The sequence below is a fragment of the Streptomyces sp. NPDC006259 genome (assembly GCF_042870975.1).
Classification (GTDB): domain Bacteria; phylum Actinomycetota; class Actinomycetes; order Streptomycetales; family Streptomycetaceae; genus Streptomyces.
In genome coordinates this window covers 680,311-700,130 of record NZ_JBIAHY010000006.1, presented here as the reverse complement: position 1 = coordinate 700,130, position 19,820 = coordinate 680,311, and the positions used below count along the sequence as shown (strand labels likewise).

The window sequence follows — 19,820 nt, the reverse complement described above, 5'->3', positions numbered from 1 at the left end:
CGCCCACCCGCACACCAGCCCGGCACGGCGGACAGCCCCGCCCGGCACGGCGCGCATCCCCGCCCGGCAAGGTGGACAGCCCCGCCCGGCACGGCGCGCATCCCCGCCCGGCACGGCGGACAGCCCCGCCCGGCACGGCGCGCGTCCCCGCCCGGCACCGGTCGCCGCCGCGGCCCAACGGCTGAGGTCACGCGCACGCCGCGCGTCCGCCGAGCGCCCTGGCGCAGGGTCGTGCTGGTCAGCGCGCGGCCAGGTCCGCGCCCTCGCCGCCGGAGGAGACCGCCCGTCTCTGGGGGGCGATTCCCGCCGGGACGGCTCGGGCGCGCGCCGGGGTGCCTGTCCAGCAGGTTCCTCTGCGGGAGAGGAGGCGGCGGAGCCAGAGTTCGAGGGAGACGAGGTCGGCGAGGCCGTCGAGCGGGAGGGGTTCGCCGGCGGCGGCCGCGCGGAGGGCCTTGCGGACGACGCGGGCTTCGATCAGGCCGGCGTCGGCGAGCAGCGGCGCGTCGAAGAGGGCGATGAGGGGATCCGCGGCCATGCGCAGGCCCGCGCGTGCCGCGGCGGTGGTGGTCGCCTGGGTGGGGGCGCCCCACCCGGCCGGGAGGTCGGCCACGCCGGAACTCTTGAGGACGGTCCGCAGGATGGCGGCGCGCGCCCCCGGTTGCACGCGCAGCGTCTCGGGGAGGGCGCGGCAGGCGCGTACGACCTGGTTGTCGAGGAAGGGAGCGTGCAGGCGTTGGGAGCGGATCTCGGCAGCCTGTTCCAGGACGCGCAGGTCGGATGCGTGGCGGGCGAGGGCTGCACGCGCGCGATAGTCGCCGGGCCGTTGGCCGGGGCCTCCTCCGGCGCGGTGCGCCGTGCTCTGGAGGCGAACCGATACTTCAGCCAGTGCCTCGCCGGTCAGCCACCGTGCCGCCGGGCCCGGCCCGCCCCACGCGAGGGCGGCCAGGGAGGCGCCCACCGCGCCTCCGGGGTCGTCGAAGCGGCGGTGCATCAGCCGTTCCGCGAGGCCCTCCACTCCCGCCCGGTACGGCGTACGGGCCAGCCGGCGGGCGGCGCCGTACACGCGCGCGGGGACGAGGACGGAGCCGTCCGCCCTGGTGAGGGCGGCGACGGGGCGCACCAGGTGGCGCCGTTTGCGGTCCATCAGCAGGTCCGCGAGGCGGGCCGGGTGGGCGTCGAGGACCTGACGGGCGCCGTAGCCCGTGAAGTGGTCGGCGCTGCCCGCGGCCAGGCGGGCGCGGTGGCGGGCGGCGGTCACCAGGCTGGGGCCGGGTTCGTCGGTGAGCGGGCCGTCCAGGTCGGCGTACGGCAGGGTCTCCTCGGCGCCGGTCACGACGACGTGGTGCAGGCGGGGGTTGGCGGCGAGGGTCCCGGCCCGTTCCAGTTCCGCCTCGCGTCCGCCCACGGCCAGGTCGTTGAAGGTGACGGCCAGGAGGCGCTCGCCCGCGCCCGTGCCGTGGCCCAGGAGCGTGCCCGGCATGCCGGGCAGGCCGGCGGCGAGGAGGGCGAGGGTGCCGGAGGCGGGGCCGCCGGACAGGTCGGCTCCGATGCCCGGCGCCGGCATCCCGCGCGCGGCGCGCCGCGCCGCGGGTCCCATGCCGGGTACGGGTCCGGGGTCGATGTCGGGGACGTGCCGCGGTGCGGACAGGCGGGTGCGCACCGCCTCGACGAGGGCGTCGCGGACGGCGTCGATCGCGCTGTCCGGGTCGGCCGGGACGGCCGCCACGGCGAGCGAGGAGACCTGCTCGTATCCGGCGATCTCGCGCGCCCCGGCGCGCAGGATGAGTGCGTGCCCGGGTGGAATGCGCCGTACGCCGTCGTACGGGGTGGAGTCGTGCACCGCGGCCGGTACGTCGGGGGCGGCGAGGAGGGCCGCGAGGTGGCCGAAGTCGAGGTTGGCCTCGACGAGGTCGGCCAGCGGCAGGGCGGCCGTCGCGTACGCCGTGCCGCCCGCCCAGGGGGTGTGGAACACCGGGCGCGCGCCCGCGAGGTCCCCGCAGACGGTGATGCGCCGGTCGACCTGGACGATCGCGGTGTAGCTGCCGGGCCAGGCCGTCAGATGCCGAAGTGCGCCTCCGCGCGCGGCGAACAGGCCCACGCGCAGTTGCTCGTCGGTCGCTCCGCAGGTGCCGAGGACGGCGATCCGGGTCCGGGCGTCGGCCCGCACCACCCGCACCTCGTCGGGCCGCCAGTCGCCGACCGCCCACAGCGGATCGGGGTCGCCCCACAGGAGTTGGGACCCCACCGGGTGCAGTGTCTCGCCGTCATGGCCGATCCGGCCGGCGTCCTCGCCGGCGTACGTGCCGGGGCCGCCGTGGGCCCTCGCTCCGGAGGTACCGGGGCCCGTGGCCGCGGCGGCGCTGCTCCATCCCACCAACCACCGCATCGACGCCTCCACCAGGCTGTGGACAACAGCTGCACCGTACGAACGGTTCACATGCTGCCACGAAGAACGCGCCGCAGAGGGAGGTGACGTCGCTCGGGATCCGGGAAGTGCGCCCGCGCGAGCGCCCCCGTGCCGATCAGGAGGGCTGGGTGAACTCCCGCGCGTGGGGCGGCGATCACCGCGTACACCCCCGCGTACGCGACGCGAATGCGCCCCCGATACGCTCCCCCAGAACGCCCTGAGTGCCCTGGATTTCCATGGTGGGAGGCGTATTCGCCGACGGAACGCAGGGGCGATTTTCAGCCAAATCCGGCGCGCCGCATTGTCCTTGGGACGCGCCCGCACACGCTCCGTCACAGTCGGCGCCCTCGGCCCTGCGCGTCGGTCCGGGAGGCGCGGAACGCCTCCCGGACCGCTCCGCCGCCCGCGGGGATTGTGGCGGCGGTGTCCCCCAGCCCACTGGATCCAGTACAGCGGGCCGACCCACGCACCGCCCATGGAAGCGCTCCCCCGGTGGCCGGAGTAGAGCGCACGGACGGGCGCACGGCCACACGTCGGGAGCACGCCGCAACCGTGCGTATGGGGACCCGTACTTCCGTACGGACCACAATCCCGCCAACCGGAAGAATGCCCCTTAACGCTTGGGATGCGGCGAACTACGCTGGGTTTACGAATGCCGCATGGTTATGCCAGCGCGGCAGCCGTCTGTGTCGAGGGGTGGCGCAATGTCCAGGGAGCAACGCGGGCCGAACGAGAAACTCGGCGCCGTTCTCGCCCTCGCGGGAATCAGCAACGCGGGACTCGCGCGTCGCGTCAACGATCTTGGCGCACAACGCGGGTTGACGCTTCGCTACGACAAGACGTCGGTGGCGCGCTGGGTGTCGAAGGGCATGGTGCCGCAGGGCGCCGCGCCGCACCTCATCGCGGCCGCCATCGGCCAGAAGCTCGGCCGGCCCGTGCCGTTGCACGAGATCGGACTGGCGGACGCGGACCCCGCGCCCGAAGTGGGCCTGGCCTTCCCCAGGGACGTCGGTCAGGCCGTGCGCTCGGCGACCGACCTGTACCGGCTCGACCTGGCGGGGCGCCGGGCCGGCTCGGGGGGCATCTGGCAGTCGCTGGCCGGTTCGTTCGCGGTGAGCGCGTACGCGACGCCCGCCTCACGGTGGCTCATAACCCCGGCCGACAGCTCGGTGGCGCGCGAGGTGAACTCCGCCGAGGCCTCCGGCGCCCCGCTCAAGGTCGGCCACAGCGACGTGCGCAAACTGCGGGAGGCCGCCGAGGACGCCAGGCGCTGGGACTCCAAGTACGGCGGGGGCGACTGGCGTTCGTCCATGGTGCCGGAGTGCCTGCGGGTGGAGGCGGCACCGCTGCTGCTCGGCGCGTACTCCGACGAGGTCGGCCGCGCCCTGTTCGGCGCTTCCGCCGAACTGACCCGCCTCGCGGGCTGGATGGCCTTCGACACCGGCCAGCAGGAGGCCGCCCAGCGCTACTACATCCAGGCGCTGCGCCTCGCGCGCGCGGCCGCCGACGTGCCCCTCGGGGGATACGTCCTGGCATCGATGTCCCTCCAGGCGACCTACCGCGGCTTCGGCGACGAGGGCGTGGACCTCGCCCAGGCCGCCCTGGAGCGCAACCGGGGCCTGGCCACGGCGCGCACGCTGAGCTTCTTCCGCCTCGTCGAGGCACGCGCCCATGCGCGCGCGGGGGACGCCCAGGCCGCCGGCGCGGCGCTGAAGGCCGCCGAGAGCTGGCTGGAGCGGGCCCGCGACGGCGACCACGACCCGTCCTGGCTCGGTTTCTACTCCTACGACCGTTTCGCCGCCGACGCCGCCGAGTGCTACCGCGACCTGAAGGCGCCACGCCAGGTGCGGCGTTTCACGGAGCAGGCGCTCTCGCAGCCGACGGAGGAGTTCGTACGCTCGCACGGCCTGCGGCTCGTCGTCTCGGCGGTCGCCGAGCTGGAGTCGGGCAATCTGGACGCGGCCTGCGCGCAGGGCGTGCGGGCGGTCGAGGTGGCCGGCCGTATCTCGTCCGCCCGCACCACCGAGTACGTCAAGGACCTCCTGCACCGCCTGGAGCCGTACGGCGACGAGCCGCGCGTGGTCGAGCTGCGCGAACGGGCCCGGCCGCTGCTGATGACGCCGGCCTGAGCCGGCCGCTCCGGTGGCGCCCCCCGGGTTTGAAGGCATTGTCAGTGGCGCAGTGCACTATCGAAGCCGGGAGGTGGTGACAGTGCGGGCGATCGGCTACGACTGCGACGTGCTGGTGATCGGAGGCGGGATCGTCGGCCTGTCGACGGCGCACGCGATCAGCCGTGCCGCGCCGGGCACGAGCGTGACGGTGCTGGAGAAGGAACCGGGCCCGGCCCGTCACCAGACGGGCCGCAACAGCGGCGTCATCCACAGCGGCGTCTACTACCGCCCCGGCTCCCTCAAGGCGCGCTACGCGGTCCGGGGCTCCGCCGAGATGATCAAGTTCTGCGCGGAGTACGGCATCCCGCACGCCGTCACCGGCAAGCTGATCGTCGCGACGGACCGGGCGGAGCTGCCCCGCCTGCACGCCCTCGCCCAGCGCGGCCGGGAGAACGGGATCGCGGTCCGCGAGCTGGGTCCCGCCCAGATCGCGGAGTACGAGCCGGAGGTGACCGGCCTGGCGGCGATCCACGTCGGCACCACCGGCACCTGCGACTTCACCGCGGTCGCCCGGCAGCTCGGTGAGGCCTCCGGCGCGGACATCCGCTACGGCACACGGGTCGTCCGGATCGACCGCCGCGCCGACCGCGGTGTGGCCGTCCGCACCGCGCGCGGGGACGTCGTCCGCGGCCGCGTCCTGGTGAACTGCGCCGGGCTACAGTGCGACGAGATCGCCCGCCTGACCGGCGACGAGCCCGACGTCCGCATCGTCCCCTTCCGCGGCGAGTACTACGAGCTGGCCCGCCAGGATCTGGTGCGAGGCCTGGTCTACCCGGTCCCCGACCCGGCCTTCCCCTTCCTCGGCGTGCACCTCACCCGCGGCCTGGACGGCAGCGTCCACGTCGGACCCAACGCGGTCCCGGCCCTCGCCCGGGAGGGGTACGGCTGGGGAGTCGTACGCCCGCGGGAGGCCGCGGCGACGGCGGCCTGGCCGGGCGCCTGGCGCCTGGCCCGCCGGCACTGGCGCCACGGCCTGGGGGAACTGCACCGGTCCGTGTCCAAGCGCGCCTTCGTGGAGGAGGTGCGCCGTCTGCTGCCCGCGGTCAACGCGCAGGACCTGGTCCGCGCGACCCCCGGCGTCCGCGCGCAGGCCGTCCGGCGGGACGGCTCCCTGGTGGACGACTTCCTCATACGACGGTCCCCGCGCGCGATCCACGTACTGAACGCCCCCTCCCCCGCGGCGACGGCGTCCCTGCCGATCGGCCGGGAGGTGGCCCGCAGGGCACTGGAGGCGCTGGAGCCGCTGTAGGCGGGCACCGGGGCCCGGCGCGCGTGGCGGGCCGATGCCCGTGGCGGGCCGTAGGCGGCCCGAGCAGGCGCATACCCGCGGCCCAGCGCAGGGGCGCCGCAGGCGGGCACCGGCGGCCCGAGCAGGCGCATAGCCGCGGCCCAGCGCAGGCGGCACGCGCGGCCGACGTGGACGGATGCCCGTCCGCGGCCCCGCAGCACGACGCGGGCGGGCGCCTGCGGACCGGCTCAGGCCGGCGTGCGCACTGCGACAGCCCGGCACGGACGGGTGTCCGCGGCCCGACCTAGACGGACGTCCGTCCGCCCGTCCGCGAACCGCAGCACGACGCGGGGCCGCCTGTTGACCGGCTCAGGCCGACGTCCACACTCCGACAACCCGGCGCAGACGGGTGTCCGCAACCCGATGGGTGTCCGGCCCGCCCCGGTCACCAGGTCACCTACGCACCCCGGTCACCCGCCCACCGCCGCCCGCGAGCAGGTCCGCCCCCGGCGTGCCCCGCCACCCGCAGGGTTTCGGCGTGCAGACCTTCCGACACTCACCGGACAGCGGCACATCGAAACAGCCGGACAGCCAGACAGCCGGACACCGGCACAACCGCGCAGCCGGACACCGGCACAACCGCGCACCGATGGGGCGGGACGCCGCGCGAGGTGGCCGTGGGTCCGGTGCGACGGGGGGCGGACGCGCCCTCACCCCCGTCGGCCCGACCCACCCCCCTCGTCGCCCGTAAAATCGATCCCACTGTGTCTGATTCGTTGAGCGCCCCAGAACCTCCCAGGCCCGCCCTCGGTGATCATCACCCCGGCGAGTCCGTCCGCCGTACCCGTGCCAAGGGGGAGCCGCGCTTCCCCGACGGTCCGAGCGCCGATCCCGCCGGGTCGCACTTCGAGCGGCGGATCAGGAGCTTCCAGCCGCGGCGCAGCCGGGTCACCGCGGGGCAGGCCGACGCCCTCCAGCGGCTGTGGGCGAAGTGGGGCCTGGACATCGACGGGCACAGCGTCGACCTCGCCGAACTCTTCGGCAACGACAACCCGGTCGTCCTGGAGATCGGCTTCGGCATGGGTGAGGCGACCGCGCAGATGGCGGCCGCCGACCCGGAGACGAACATCCTCGCCGTCGACGTCCACACCCCCGGCCAGGGCAACCTCCTCAACCTCGCGGACCGGGGCGGCCTGACGAACGTCCGCGTCGCCAACGGGGACGCGATCATCCTGCTCCGCGAGATGCTTCCGCCCGACTCCCTCGACGGCGTGCGCGTCTACTTCCCCGACCCCTGGCCCAAGAAGCGCCACCACAAGCGGCGTCTCCTCCAGCCGGAGTTCCTCGACCTCGCCGCGACGCGGCTGAGAACGGGCGCGATCGTGCACTGCGCGACCGACTGGGAGCCGTACGCGGAACAGATGCTCGAGGTGCTCACCGCGCACCCCGACTTCGTCAACACCCAGGCGGACGGCGGGTTCTCGCCGCGCCCCGGCTTCCGGCCGCTGACCCGTTTCGAGGGGCAGGGACTGGACAAGGGTCATGTCGTGAACGACCTGCTCTTCCGCCGCGTACGGCACGAGGGTCGCCGGGATCACTGACCAGCCGAAATCCCCACCACAGCCGTCCTCTCCGTCGTTAGGGTCGATGCCGTGGCCACCAGCTCCCCGTTCCCACCGCTTCCCCCTCACCCGCCGCACCCGGGCGGCCCGGCCGAGGGCGGTGTGCTGCGGCACGCGCACTGGTGGCAGCACAAGTGGGTCCGTTACGGCGCGCTGATCACGCTGCTCGCCCTGTCGGGGCTGGTGATCCTCGCCCTCGTCCGTGAGGAGACGGGCACCGAGGGGTTCCTGGTCGGACTGGGGCTCGCGATCCTTCCCGTGCCCCTGCTCATAGCCGCCTTCCGCTGGCTGGACCGGGTGGAACCGGGCCCCTGGCGGAACCTGGTCTTCTCCTTCTCGTGGGGCGCGTGCGCGGCGGCGCTGATAGCGATCGTCGCCAACAGCTTCGCGGTGCGCTGGATAGCGACGGCGACGGCCGACCCGGTCCACGCCGACACCCTGGGCGCGACGGTGATCGCGCCCGTCGTCGAGGAGTCCGCCAAGGCGGCGGCCGTCCTCCTCGTGTTCCTGTTCCGCAGGCGGGACTTCACCGGGATCGTCGACGGGGTGGTGATAGCCGGGATCACCGCCACCGGCTTCGCCTTCACCGAGAACATCCTCTACCTCGGCAACGCCTTCGGCACCGACCAGCTCGCCGGGGACGGCGGTATCGCCTCCGTCACCGTGGCGACGTTCTTCGTGCGCGTCGTCATGTCGCCCTTCGCGCACCCCCTGTTCACGGTCCTCACCGGCCTGGGCTTCGGCATCGCCGCGCTGTCCGGGGAGCGCCAGCGCGTGCGGCGCGTGGTGCTCCCGCTGTGCGGCCTGCTGCTCGCGATGCTCATGCACGCCCTGTGGAACGGCTCGGCGACCTTCGGCGAATGGGGTTTCTTCGCCGTGTACGGAGCGTTCATGGTGCCCGCGTTCGGGGTGCTGACCTGGCTGGTGGTGTGGACACGCCAGCGCGAACTGGGCACGGTGCGCGATGAGTTGCCCGCCTACACGGCCGCCGGCTGGCTCGGCCCCGCAGAGCCGTACGCCCTCGGCTCGATGCGGGCGCGCAGGCTGGCCCGGCAGTACGCCCGACGGCACCTGGGCAGGCCCGCGGGACGGCAGGTGGCGCAGTACGAGGCCTACGCCACGTCTCTCGCGTTCCTGCGGCACCGCGGGCGCGAGGGGCGGGGCGGCGCCGACTTCGTCGTACGGGAACGGGAGTTGCTGAACGAGCTGTGGCGGCGCCGGGAGGTGGCCCGGCCGGCCCTGGAGCACGCGTCCCGGCTGGCCGCGCCCGCCCCCCTGCCGGTCTACGGGGCGTACGGCCTGCAAGGGGCGTACGGGTATCCGATGGGGGCGGCGCACCCGGCGCAGGGGTACCACGGGTACTACGGGTACGCCGGATCCACCCCGCCGCACCCGTACTCGCCGTACACGCCGTACGCGCCACACACCCCGCACCAGTCCTGAGCGGGGTGCGGCCCGTCCGGCTCCCCGTCTCCTACGCGGAGGCCTCCGTGAGGCGGGCGATCTCCGCCTCCGTCAGTTCCAGGTCGGCCACCGCCAGCAGTGCCGGGAGTTGCTCCACCGTGCGGGCGGAGGCGATCGGCGCGGCGACGGTCGGCTGCGCGGCGAGCCACGCCAGGGCCACCGTGGCGACCTCGGCGTCATGGGCGCGGGCGACCTCGTCCAGGGCGGTGAGCACCTTCTGCCCCCGCTCGGTGCCCAGGTGCTTGGCGGCGCCCTGGGCGCGGGCGCTGTCCACCGTCGCACCGGGGCGGTACTTGCCGGTGAGGAAGCCGGACGCCAGCGCGTAGTACGGCACGGCGGCGAGGCCGGACGCGGCGACGAGGTCCTGGAGCGCGCCCTCGTAGGTGTCGCGGGAGACCAGGTTGTAGTGGGGCTGGAGTGCCACGTACCGGGCCAGGCCCTCGCGGTCGGAGAACTCGAGTGAGGCCCGCAGGCGTTCGGGGGAGATGTTGGAGGCGGCGATGTGCCGCACCTTGCCCGCCTTCACCAGTTCGTCGAGCGCGCCGACGATCTCCTCGACGGGCACCTCGGGCTTGTCGAAGTGGGTGTAGTAGAGGTCGATGCGGTCGGTGTCCAGGCGCCGCAGGGAGGCGTCGGCGGCGGCCTTGATGTTGGCGGCGCTCAGCCCTGGGTGGTCGGGGTGCTGGCTGACCTTGGTGGCGATCACGATGTCGTCGCGGTTGCCGCGGGCCTTCACCCAGTTGCCGATGATGGTCTCGGATTCACCGCCACTGTTGCCCTCGGCCCACGCCGAGTACGAGTCGGCGCTGTCCAGGAAGTTGCCGCCGCCTGCCGCGTAGGCGTCGAGGACGGCGAAGGAGGCCGCCTCGTCCGCGGTCCAGCCGAAGACGTTGCCGCCGAGGGCGAGCGGGAAGACCTCCAGGTCGGAGGAGCCGAGCTTGCGCAGAGAAGTCATGCCTTATGACAACACCCTGGCCGGAGGCGCGCATTCCGCGCCTCCGGTCAGGGTTCACGAACATCCGGGAAACATCCGGGCGTAGACCTCACCGACCCCCGTGACACTCCCCGGAAGACCTCAGGGGGTGAGCCCCTTGGACCGCAGCCAGGCGGCCGGGTCGATGCCGCTGCTGCTGCCGCCCGGGTGGACCTCCAGGTGGAGGTGGGCACCGGTGACGTTGCCGGTGGCGCCGACGCGGCCGATGATGTCGCCGGTGGCGACCTTCTGGCCGACGCTGACGCTGATGGAGGACTGGTGGGCGAACCACAGCTCGGTGCCGTCGTCCAGGGTGAGCACGGTCTTGTACCCGTACGACCCGTCGTAGCCGGCGGAGGTGATGGTGCCGTTGTGCACGGCCTTGATGAGCGTGCCGGTGGGGGCGGCGAAGTCAAGGCCGGTGTGGTACCCGGAGGACCAGTAGGCGCCGGCCTGGCCGAAGGTCGAGGTGATCGTGTACGAGGAGGTCGGCAGCGTGAACTGCTTGGCCAGCTCGGCGAGGCGCTCGGCCTCCGCCTTCTTGGCGGCTTCCTCGGCGGCCTTCTTCCTGGCGGCCTCGGCCTTGGCCGCGGCGGCCTTCTCGGCCTTGGCGGCGGCGTCGGCGGCGGCCTTGGCCGCGGCGGCCTCGGCGGCTTCCTGCGCCTTGGTCTCGACCTGTGTCTGCTGCGACTCGGCCTGCGCCATGATCCGGTTGCGGAGCGCCTCACCGGCGTCGGCACCGCTGTCCGCGCGGTCGTCGGCGACGGTCTCGGCGCCGAAGGTGCTGAGCGCGGGCGCCGTCTCCTCGGGGGTGTCGTCGTCCGAGATGAGGGAACCCACCGAGGGAAGGTCCGGCATGGAGATGGAGACCGGCGACTTGCCGGTGTTGGCGCTGGCCATGCCCGCGCCGCCGACGGCAGCGATGACACCGACGCCGAGAACGGTGGAGCTGCGGGCGAGTCCGCCGCGCTGCTTGGCGACGCGGTGCTTACCGCGCACCGGGCGAACGGAGTCCGCGGTGGGGTTCCATTCCTCCCAGGGGCCCTCGTCGGTGCGGTAGGTGCCGTAGCCGAAGGTCTGCTGGGCGGGCACGGTGGGGGCTTCTGGGGCAGGCCGGTTGGACGCCACGCGGGCGTGCTCCTTTCCTTCCGTCGCCTACCGGGTTAGCTGACGGGTTCGGAGCGGGAAGGTCTCCTACGCGCGTATACCGGCCGTGACTGTACGGCGGCTTACGCGAGATTCACCCCAAGTTGGTGGTTCCCCGGTTCCCTTGCGGGATTCGACGCGTGCGCGCGGAGCCGACTCTTGTGCCGGCTGGGACGACCGCGCTGCGTTATCGAACGTTAATAGACCTGGGCGCATGATTCCAAGCCGTTCTGCTTGATCAACAACATTTCTGGCCTGGACTTTCGGCCCAGGACCGCTGAAAAACGGGCGAGTTGACCGACCGCCGGAACACCTCAGGAGTCACCCGGGTTTTTGATGGTGACTCAGATGTGATCACAGGGCTCCCGAGCGATCACCCTGCGTGACGGCTCCTGCGGCGACGCCGCCCGCCGAACGCACCGAAGGCCGGAATCCCATGATCAGGATTCCGGCCTTCGGCCTTGAGTAGCGGGGACAGGATTTGAACCTGCGACCTCTGGGTTATGAGCCCAGCGAGCTACCGAGCTGCTCCACCCCGCGTCGGTGTGACACCAGTCTACGCCATGCGGGGGATGCCCAGAACCACGGTCGGACGCGGGGGCTCGATCAGGGGGTCCGTCGGAGCAGATGCCCGTTCGGCGCCTTCGCCTGGTCCCCGTACTCCGGAAGGACGACGACGTCCGCTCCGGCGGCGGTGAGCAGGCCGCTGCCGTCGGCATCGGTGACGAAGGTGTCCGGCTCCCGCCAGGCCGTCACGACCCGGCGCACGCCCGCGTCGAGGATGAGGCGGGCGCACGGGGCGGGCCGGGAGGAGCGCCGGGCGCAGGGCTCCAGGCTGCTGTAGACGGTGGCGCCGGCCAGCCGGGGGTCGGCGGCGTCGATCTTGGCGAGGGCCGCCTCCTCGGCGTGGACGACGGGATCGCCCGCCTCGCGGGAGTGGCCGCGCGCCAGCTCCGTGCCGTCGGCCGCCACCACGACCGCGCCGACACTGAAGGCGGTCCGCGACGGCGGACAGGCGGCGGCCAGCTCACAGGCGAGGGCCAGCCAGTGCCGGTCGGCGGCGGCGGGGAGCGGGCCGGTACCGGGTGCGGTGGGCTCGTACGACATCAGGACGACGTCCTCGATGCGCCGGGTCCCGACCAGCCGCAGGCGCCCGCCCTGATAACCGCCGGGGCCGAAGAGCCGGGGCGCGTCCGGGTCGCCCACGAACAACGGTGCCAGGACGAGCTGGAGTTCGTCGGCGAGGCCCTCCTGGAGGAGCTGGGTGTGGACGGTCCCGCCGCCCTCGACCATCAGGCGCCGTACGCCCCGTACGTCGTGGAGGTGTTCCAGGAGCCGGCGCCAGTCGAGGTGGGCGCCCAGCGGCACGACGTCGGTCGCGCGCCCGAGACCGAGGGCACGGGCGCGGTCCGCGCCCGTCCGCGTCGTGTAGAGGACCTTGTGGCCACCGGTGTGCCAGAACCGGGCCTCCGGGTCCAGCTCTCCGGAACCGCTGACCGTCACCTTGAGGGGGTACTCCGGCTTGCCCGCGGCGACCCGTGCGGCACGGCGGCCGGGCGAGTTGACCAACAGGCGCGGGTTGTCGGCGCGGATCGTGCCGGCCCCGACCAGGATGGCGTCGACGGAGGCCCGCACCTCGTCGACCCGGTCGAAGTCGGCCGGGCCGGACAGCAGCAGCCGGTCGGGACCGGTGTCGTCGAGGTAGCCGTCGAGGGAGACGGCGGCGGACAGCAGGACGTACGGGTACGGCATCGGCGCGGGTCTCTCCGGGATCGGGCGTCGCAAGGGTGGCGTGGACGTCGGACGGAACAGTGGACGACGGGCTTGGTTCAAGTTTGAAACAAAACTACACTGGGCGCATGACGACCCGCTGGCTCACCCCCGAGGAGCAGCGCGCCTGGCGCGCGTACATCGCCGGATACCTCCTCCTGGAGGACGCGATCGACCGGCAGCTCCAGCAGGACGCCGGCATGCCCCACGCCTACTACTCCATCCTCGCCAACCTCTCGGAGGCGCCGGAGCGGCGGCTGCGCATGACCGACCTCGCGGAGCGGCTGAAGGTCACCCGCAGCAGGCTGACGTACGCCGTGACGCGGCTGGAGAAGGACGGACTGGTACGGCGCGAGGAGTGCCAGTGGGACAAGCGCGGGAGCGTCGCGGTCCTGACGGACGAGGGCATGGCGGTCCTGGAGAGCGCGGCGCCCGGCCATGTCGACACCGTACGCGGCCTGCTGTTCGACCGCCTCACGCCCGAGCAGGTGGGACAGCTGGAGCAGATCTTCACGCAGGTCGCGCAGGGCCTCCAGGGAGAGGGCGGCGAGACGGCCCCCGAGGATCTGCCCTGGCGGCGACGCTCCTCGCCCTGCTCCGGGACGTCGTAGCCACGCCACCGTGAGCCACGGCACAACAATCCTATTGCTTCAAATTTAAAGCATGAGATAGGGTCACGATCAAGGATCTGCTTCAAATCTGAATCAGTGAGTACAGAAGCGAAGCACAGAAGCAGAAGCAGAAGCAGAAGCAGAAGCAGAAAAGCTCAGCAGAAGCCGCACATGTGCGCACCGACCACCGGACACGGAGACCCCGCATGCCCGACTCCCCCGCCGCCACCCAGCGTGCCCGCGTCCGGGTACCGCTGCGCTTCCACGACGGCTACACGGCGGACGCCGAACTCGTCACCTTCCACGGACTCGCCGACTGCCAGGAGCACGTCGCCGTCGTCCTCGGCGACCCCGGCCCCGTGCCCCTCGTCCGGCTGCACTCCGAGTGCCTGACCGGCGACGTCTTCGGCTCCGCCCGCTGCGACTGCGGTCCGCAGCTGCGCGAGGCGGTCGAACGCATCGCCGACCGGGGCGGGATCCTGCTCTACCTGCGCCAGGAGGGGCGCGGCATCGGCCTCTACAACAAGCTCGACGCGTACGCCCTCCAGGACCAGGGGCTCGACACCTACGAGGCGAACGCCGCCCTGGGACTCCCCGAGGACGCCCGGGACTACACCGCCGCGGCCCAGATGCTGCGCGCGCTGGGCGTCACGGAGCTGGACCTGCTGTCCAACAATCCCGACAAGGCGGAGCAGCTCCGGGGACTGGGCATCGACGTCCACGACCGCGTGCCCACCGGCGTCTTCACCACCCCGCACAACGTGCGCTACCTGCGGGCCAAGGTCCTCACGACCCAGCACACGCTGCCGCTGGCCGACCTCACGGAGCTGGCCGACCTGACGGCCGCCGCCGAACTCACCGAACTCGGCGTGAGCTGAGGCCCGCCGGCACCCCGCCCACCGGTCAGCGCTGCCCGAACGGGCCGTCCAGCGCCGCCCACTGGAGCAGCATGATGGTCTTCGCGTCGGCGATCCCGCCGCTGCGGACGAGCGCGAGCGCCTCGGTGAACGCCACCTCCACGACCGTGATGTCCTCCCCCTCGGCCGCGACGCCCGCCCTTTCCACGCCGGGCGCCGAGCCGTCGTAGGGAGCGGCGAAGAAGCTCAGGCGTTCGGTGACCGAGCCGGGACTCATGAAGGCGTCGAAGACGTGCTCGACCTCGTGCACGGTGCGGCCGGTCTCCTCCACGGCCTCGCGGCGGATCGCCTCCCGCGGGTCGTCGCCGTCCAGCAGCCCGGCCGCGGTCTCCAGCAGCATGCCGTCGGGGTGGCCGTTGACGTAGGCGGGCAGCCGGAACTGGCGGGTCAGCAGGACCGTACGCCGGTCGGGGTCGTAGAGCAGGATGGTCGCGCCGTCGCCGCGGTCGTAGGTCTCGCGCCGCTCGCGGCTCCAGTGGCCGTCGCCGTGCCGGTAGTCGAAGGTGGTGCGGCGCAGCACGGACCAGTCGCAGGCGAGCACCTCGACGTCGACCACGCGCACGCGCGCGTTGCCCGTCAGGTCGCGTCCCTGCCGGTCGAGTCCGGTACGGCCGCGGGGGTCGGGGACGTCGATGCCGGGACGGCCGGCCGCGGCCGTCACCGGGCACCGGCGGCGGTCGGTACGTCGGCGAGGTCCGTGTAGACGTCCTTGCCGCGCGCGTGGGCCCGGTCGACCATGCGATCCGCCCCCTGCGAGGGGCCGCCGACCCGCAGGACGGCGTCGCAGCGGTCGAGGAGGCGTTCGGCGACGGGGTGGAAGAGTTCCTCGAACAGCGGGTCGTCGGGTCCGGTGGCGCCCGCCGTCTCCAGCAGGGGCAGCGCCAGGGCCTCACCGGTGACCGGCAGATGCCCGGCGCGGAACAGGGCGAGGGCGGTCTCGTTCATGGCCCGTACGTTCGCGGCGAGCTTGGCGGGGTCGTCGCCGGTGCCCGAACGGTACGGTCCGGCGACAAGGATCATCAGGGGCGGGTGGTGCACGGGCCAACTCCTCGGCTCGGTGGGCGGACTGGCGTGGCGGGACCGGCGGTGGACCGGCGTCTCAGACCAGCAGCGTCTCGACGCCGGCCTCGCGCAGGGCCCGGAGGGTCTCCGGGCCCGCGGGGTGGGTGCCGGGGTCGGCCGCGGCGGTGTCGGTGACGAACGTGCGGACGGCGTCGAGCGGGGCGACCTGGTCGAAGGCGCGGACGCCCAGCTTCGTCGCGTCGGCCACCGCGACCGTGCGGTCCGCCTGGCCGAGTCCCGCCCGTTTCACGGCGGCGTCGTCGAGGGAGAACTCCGACCAGCCGTGCCCGGCGTGCACTCCGCCGATGGACATCACGAACAGGTCGAAGGCGAGGGACTCCAGGGTGCGCAGCGCCAGCGGCCCCACCAGGGAGCGTTCACCGGGCCGCGAGCGTCCACCGACGACCATCAGCTCGATGCCGGGCCGGTCGGCCAGCCGTACCGCCGCCTGGAGACTGAGCACCGCGACGGTCAACGGGCCGCGTGCGGCGAGGTGTTCGGCCACGTGCGCGGTGGTGGTGCCGGCGTCCAGCAGCACCCGGGAGCCCGGCTCCACGAGACCGGCGACGGCCGCGCCCAGCCGGTCCTTGGTCGCCCCCTGCCACGCCTCCCGCGCGTCGAAGCCGGCACCCTCCTCGCGGGCCCGCGCCGGTACGGCCCCACCGTGCACCCGGCGCACCAGGCCCTGCTTCTCCAGCGTGTCGAGGTCCCGGCGCACGGTCATCTCGGACACCCCGAGCCGCTGCGCGAGTTCGGCGACGGAGACCTGCCCCGCGGCTCCCTGGACGAGCCGCAGGGTCAGATCGAGACGGTTGGCGATGCCCATGAGGACAGTTCTATCACTTCGATGTGAGAACGCACATCGTTCTGTGCGCCTGGCCGCGATCTGCCGCAGCTCTCCCTCCCCTCTTCCCTCGGCCGTCCCGGCCGTCCCGCTGTCCCCCGGCTGCCCCAGGGAGGGCCCGACCGACGCCGCCACCCGGCGCCGTACAACCCCTGACCCCCGGAAAGAGTCAGCCTGGGCATGACACGCTCGCAACCGACGACGACCCGCCGCACCCGGCGCGCGCTCGTCCCCGTACTCGCCGCAGCCACCCTGCTGACCCTCGGCACGGCGGGCCCCGCGGCCGCCGACAGCGACCAGCTCTGGACGTACTCCGATCCGTACGAGCTGGTCCTGCCCGGCGCCCAAGAGGACGGGTCCGCACCCGAGCGGACCGTCACGCTCAAGGTCTCCCACGACAACATCGCGAACCCGGTCGGCGCCGGCCGCCTGACCGTGGACGCCGCCGAGCTGGCCGCCTTCGCCAAGATCACCTGGCCCGCCAACTGCGCGCCCGACAGCGCCGTCACGGCCGTCTGCGACGTCCCCCCGCTCACCGGCACCGACGTGGTGACGGCCGCCGAACTCCGGGTCAGCGCGCTGCCGGACGTCCCGGAAGGCGCCGTGGGCACCCTGCGCCACACCGCCGTCGCCGGCGACCTCACGTCCTACCCGGGCGAGACGCGGGTGACCGTCGGCAACGGCCCCGACCTGGCCCTCAGCCAGTCCCCCCGGCAGAACGGCGTCACGCCGGGCACCCGGATCACCGTCCCCGCCACCCTCTCCAACAACGGCAACCGCACCGCGGACGGCGTCCTGCTCCGCCTGTTCGCCTCGCGCGGCCTCACCTACGCCCAGCGGCCCGCGAACTGCGAGTTCCGCGACACGGAGGTCGGCACCGAGGCGCTGTGCGTCCTCGACGAGAAGCTCGCCCCCGGTGAGTCGGTCACCCTCACCAACGCCCTGAAGGCCCGCCGGAACGCCCTGTACGAGCGCTACGACTACTCCGTCGAGCCCTACTCCGCGGAGGCCCTGGAAGCGGCCCGCGCCGGCCGGACGTACACCCCGGGCACGGGCGCCGATCTGGCCCCGACGCCCACGAGGTCCCTCGGCACGGCCAACGGCACGGCCAACGGCACGGCCAACGCCACGGCGGCCGTCCCCGACCTGGACCCCCAGGACAACACCCGTTCGGTCATCATCCACGCCACCAACACCGCCGACCTCAGGCTGATCGGCAGCCGGATCGAGGGCACGGTCGGCGAGACCGTACAGGCCGACATCAAGGTCAGGAACCGCGGCCCCGCCTGGGTCGCCTCACTGGGCGCGGGCGAGCCCGTCGCGACGGTCGACGTCCGCGTCCCCTCCGGAACGACCGTCACCGCCCGCCCGGACGCCTGCTACGCCCTGACCGCGGACGGTGACTGGCGCGAGGAACAAGTCGGCGCCCCCCGCTACCGCTGCACCACCCCGATCTACCTGAACGAACACGCCACCCACACGTTCCCCTTCACCCTCCGCATCGACAGCGCGGCCCGCTCCACCGCGCCGGTCGCCATCGACAACGACCAGCACGAGCCCCCGATCCGCGCCTACGACCCCGACCTGACCAACAACACGGCCAGGATCGTCGTCAACGGCTGACCGGGCAGATCCCGGGCCCCCGGGAACGCCCGAGCCCCCGCACCGGAAGACTCCGGTGCGGGGGCTCTCTGGTAGGCCCTGCGGGACTCGGAACCCACGACCAACGGCTTCTTGCCCCTGCGAGTAGAGAAGAATAGGAGTATCTTTTGGTACCAGAGAGGGTGTGAGCATGAAGATCACAGAGGAATCCCGGAGTCGGACGACCCGGACGACAGCACCGTTGAAAGTCGATGCGGCCATAGACGAGCTGATCGCAGACGGTGCCCATTTTCTGGGGATGACGAAGAAGGACCTGGTCGCCGAGGCCGTCCGAACCTACTTGGAGCTCCGCCGTGAGGAGGTCCGGGCCAACATGCTGGAGAAGATGCGCAAGCTTGACGGATCCGTCGAATCGAGCGTCTCGCTGCTCACCGGACTGTCGCCGGAGCGGATCAAGGAACTCGGCGGAGTAGGCAAGGACGACTGATCGGTGCGACCCGCTCGACCCACCTTGCGCACCCTCCGCGACGACCTGAAGTTACCGCTTCCGTCAGCCCGGGAACCGCTTGATGAACTGGATCATCCGCTCCTGGCCAAGGCCCGGGAACGCTTCACCGACGGTGAGGCCGGACAGGAGCGGATCCGTTCGATCGATGATGAGGTGCTCTTCAAAGTCAAGGTCCAACGCTGGCGCGGAGCGGTCTGGGCAGACGAGGACCTGCCCTGGCTCATCGCCGCCGGGCAACGCGAGGACGGGTCACCGGACGACTTCTACTCAGCCCTGGAGACGACTGCGAGGGCTGCACGGGCCCGCTACAACGCCGAAGAACGTCAGCCCCTGAGTACGAAGACGTACGTCGGGCATCTCCTCCCGGACCAGAACGACCACGACCGCTACCAACTCGAAGCCGGTACCCGGCTCGTCCGCCATCTCACTGCGGCTGTCCGGGAGCTGGCTCGTGGATCACTGCACGACGGGCATGAACACGCCGCCGACTTTCCCACTTTTCGCCTCGGCATCCTCGTACGCGCCGACGACGGCCATGAGACCTACGTCGCCGTGCGCATCACCGGTTCCATCCCCGACGATCTCATCGCCGTCATCCTGCACCAGGTCCCCGGCTGCGATCCCACCGTCTGGTACCCCGAGTACGCCCTCCCCAGCCGCCCCCTTCTTCCCGCCGAGCAAGCCTGGTCGACCCTCATGGATCCAAAGGCCGCTGCCGAACTCCTGAACGAGGACTGAGCCGGGATCCCCACCCCACGCCGGCACATAGCCAATGACGACCAGGACAAGGAACCCGCTCGTGCCGGATCACGACAACGCGTTCCGAACAGTGACTGTCCCGACGTGCGACCACGGGCCTGTCACCACCTGGGAACCCGACTGGTGCACGGGAGGCGAGGAAGAGCACCAGCCCGGCGGCTACCGCGTCGACATCACGCACGCGAGCCCTGACTACGAATTCACGACCTCAACGAGCCGTGGCACAGCGGTGATCCTGCGTGCGTGCTTCGAACAGCGCCCCTTCACCGAACTCCCGCCCGGTCACATCCCCTTCGTGAACGTCGAAATGGACGGCGACTGGCATCCGCATGGTTCCGACGACTTGCGCCGCCTCTCGGACACCCTTACGGCACATGCGGATGGACTCCGGGAACTTGCCGACCGCCTCGACGGTCTCACCAACGCTTTCGACGCCACACCTGCGATGGCACCCCTGAGAGAGGACGCGGTGGCTGAACAAGCCACGCTGTCTGTCGGCGCACCCGCTCACGCAGGCGACCTCCACAATGACGTGGCCCCGACCGGAAGGACTGGTCGGAGCCACGAAATCGCTGGTCAGGACCATAGGGTGCCCCTGACCTCTGTAGGCCCTGTGGGACTCGAACCCACAACCAATGGATTAAAAGTCCACTGCTCTGCCAATTGAGCTAAGGGCCCAGGCGATGTTGCTTCCCCGAGCATAGCCGGACGCGGCCGTGGAGCCGATCGGGTATCG

Annotated in this window: 16 protein-coding genes, 2 tRNA genes, 1 pseudogene and 1 riboswitch; of the genes and pseudogenes, 10 read left to right on the top strand and 9 right to left on the bottom strand. The window is 72.5% G+C overall.

Features of this window, described 5'->3' with window-relative positions; translation table 11 throughout:
* Positions 1 to 238: 238 nt before the first annotated feature.
* On the bottom strand, positions 239 to 2,386 hold the full coding sequence (locus ACFYO5_RS27690) for an asparagine synthase-related protein (protein ID WP_388713624.1): 2,148 nt from the start codon (positions 2,384 to 2,386) through the stop codon (positions 239 to 241).
* A gap of 725 nt (positions 2,387 to 3,111) precedes the next feature.
* Here ACFYO5_RS27690 and ACFYO5_RS27685 point away from each other — a divergent pair.
* The 4 genes from ACFYO5_RS27685 (at position 3,112) to ACFYO5_RS27670 (ending at position 8,871) form a co-directional block, all read left to right on the top strand.
* Positions 3,112 to 4,536: an MFS transporter gene (locus tag ACFYO5_RS27685; RefSeq protein ID WP_388713621.1), complete on the top strand. Its 1,425-nt coding sequence runs from the start codon at positions 3,112 to 3,114 to the stop codon at positions 4,534 to 4,536.
* 52 nt (positions 4,537 to 4,588) lie between these two features.
* Positions 4,589 to 5,827: an L-2-hydroxyglutarate oxidase gene (gene lhgO, locus ACFYO5_RS27680; RefSeq protein WP_388713618.1), complete on the top strand. Its 1,239-nt coding sequence runs from the start codon at positions 4,589 to 4,591 to the stop codon at positions 5,825 to 5,827.
* Positions 5,828 to 6,570: 743 nt separating this feature from the next.
* Positions 6,571 to 7,407: a tRNA (guanosine(46)-N7)-methyltransferase TrmB gene (trmB, locus tag ACFYO5_RS27675; protein ID WP_388713615.1), complete on the top strand. Its 837-nt coding sequence runs from the start codon at positions 6,571 to 6,573 to the stop codon at positions 7,405 to 7,407.
* 51 nt (positions 7,408 to 7,458) lie between these two features.
* A complete protein-coding gene (locus tag ACFYO5_RS27670) occupies positions 7,459 to 8,871 on the top strand; it encodes a PrsW family intramembrane metalloprotease (protein ID WP_388713612.1) in 1,413 nt (470 codons plus the stop codon).
* 31 nt (positions 8,872 to 8,902) lie between these two features.
* Here ACFYO5_RS27670 and ACFYO5_RS27665 read toward each other — a convergent pair whose 3' ends face one another.
* The 4 genes from ACFYO5_RS27665 to ACFYO5_RS27650 form a co-directional block, all read right to left on the bottom strand.
* A complete protein-coding gene (locus ACFYO5_RS27665) occupies positions 8,903 to 9,847 on the bottom strand; it encodes an aldo/keto reductase (RefSeq protein ID WP_388713609.1) in 945 nt (314 codons plus the stop codon).
* A gap of 120 nt (positions 9,848 to 9,967) precedes the next feature.
* The gene (locus ACFYO5_RS27660) at positions 9,968 to 10,993 is read right to left on the bottom strand and encodes a M23 family metallopeptidase (protein ID WP_388713606.1); all 1,026 of its coding nucleotides are present in this window, start codon (positions 10,991 to 10,993) and stop codon (positions 9,968 to 9,970) included.
* 7 nt (positions 10,994 to 11,000) lie between these two features.
* Positions 11,001 to 11,160, bottom strand: a riboswitch (cyclic di-AMP (ydaO/yuaA leader).
* 317 nt (positions 11,161 to 11,477) lie between these two features.
* A tRNA-Met gene (locus ACFYO5_RS27655) sits at positions 11,478 to 11,551 on the bottom strand.
* Between the two features lie 66 nt (positions 11,552 to 11,617).
* The gene (locus ACFYO5_RS27650; protein ID WP_388713603.1) at positions 11,618 to 12,763 is read right to left on the bottom strand and encodes a dihydrofolate reductase family protein; all 1,146 of its coding nucleotides are present in this window, start codon (positions 12,761 to 12,763) and stop codon (positions 11,618 to 11,620) included.
* Positions 12,764 to 12,870: 107 nt separating this feature from the next.
* Here ACFYO5_RS27650 and ACFYO5_RS27645 point away from each other — a divergent pair, with 107 nt between their 5' ends.
* Positions 12,871 to 13,392 carry a MarR family winged helix-turn-helix transcriptional regulator gene (locus tag ACFYO5_RS27645; protein ID WP_388713600.1) on the top strand — a complete coding sequence of 174 codons (522 nt, stop codon included), beginning with the start codon at positions 12,871 to 12,873 and terminating at the stop codon, positions 13,390 to 13,392.
* Between the two features lie 206 nt (positions 13,393 to 13,598).
* Positions 13,599 to 14,270, top strand: a complete 672-nt coding sequence (ribA, locus tag ACFYO5_RS27640; protein ID WP_388713597.1) for a GTP cyclohydrolase II — start codon at positions 13,599 to 13,601, stop codon at positions 14,268 to 14,270.
* A gap of 25 nt (positions 14,271 to 14,295) precedes the next feature.
* Here ribA and ACFYO5_RS27635 read toward each other — a convergent pair whose 3' ends face one another.
* From ACFYO5_RS27635 to ACFYO5_RS27625, 3 genes are all read right to left on the bottom strand, one after another.
* Positions 14,296 to 14,970 carry an NUDIX domain-containing protein gene (locus ACFYO5_RS27635; RefSeq protein ID WP_356568916.1) on the bottom strand — a complete coding sequence of 225 codons (675 nt, stop codon included), beginning with the start codon at positions 14,968 to 14,970 and terminating at the stop codon, positions 14,296 to 14,298.
* Entirely contained in the window at positions 14,967 to 15,329 is a 363-nt protein-coding gene (locus ACFYO5_RS27630) for a DUF4406 domain-containing protein (RefSeq protein ID WP_388713722.1), read from the bottom strand. The genes ACFYO5_RS27635 and ACFYO5_RS27630 overlap by 4 nt, the downstream gene beginning before the upstream one ends.
* A gap of 79 nt (positions 15,330 to 15,408) precedes the next feature.
* Complete coding sequence (locus ACFYO5_RS27625) at positions 15,409 to 16,197, bottom strand: DeoR/GlpR family DNA-binding transcription regulator (RefSeq protein WP_388713594.1); 789 nt, start codon at positions 16,195 to 16,197, stop codon at positions 15,409 to 15,411.
* 198 nt (positions 16,198 to 16,395) lie between these two features.
* On the opposite strand from ACFYO5_RS27625, the gene ACFYO5_RS27620 reads away from it, so the two are divergent.
* The 4 genes and pseudogenes from ACFYO5_RS27620 to ACFYO5_RS27605 all read left to right on the top strand — a co-directional run.
* On the top strand, positions 16,396 to 17,838 hold the full coding sequence (locus tag ACFYO5_RS27620; RefSeq protein WP_388713592.1) for a hypothetical protein: 1,443 nt from the start codon (positions 16,396 to 16,398) through the stop codon (positions 17,836 to 17,838).
* Positions 17,839 to 18,007: 169 nt separating this feature from the next.
* Positions 18,008 to 18,304 (top strand): hypothetical protein, encoded by a 297-nt coding sequence (locus ACFYO5_RS27615; RefSeq protein ID WP_388713719.1) that lies wholly within the window; start codon positions 18,008 to 18,010, stop codon positions 18,302 to 18,304.
* A gap of 3 nt (positions 18,305 to 18,307) precedes the next feature.
* Entirely contained in the window at positions 18,308 to 19,063 is a 756-nt protein-coding gene (locus tag ACFYO5_RS27610) for a hypothetical protein (RefSeq protein ID WP_388713589.1), read from the top strand.
* Between the two features lie 34 nt (positions 19,064 to 19,097).
* Positions 19,098 to 19,484: pseudogene (locus ACFYO5_RS27605) on the top strand (DUF6907 domain-containing protein); the annotation flags it as partial.
* 205 nt (positions 19,485 to 19,689) lie between these two features.
* Here ACFYO5_RS27605 and ACFYO5_RS27600 read toward each other — a convergent pair.
* Positions 19,690 to 19,762 (bottom strand) — tRNA-Lys (locus ACFYO5_RS27600).
* Between the last annotated feature and the right edge of the window lie 58 nt (positions 19,763 to 19,820).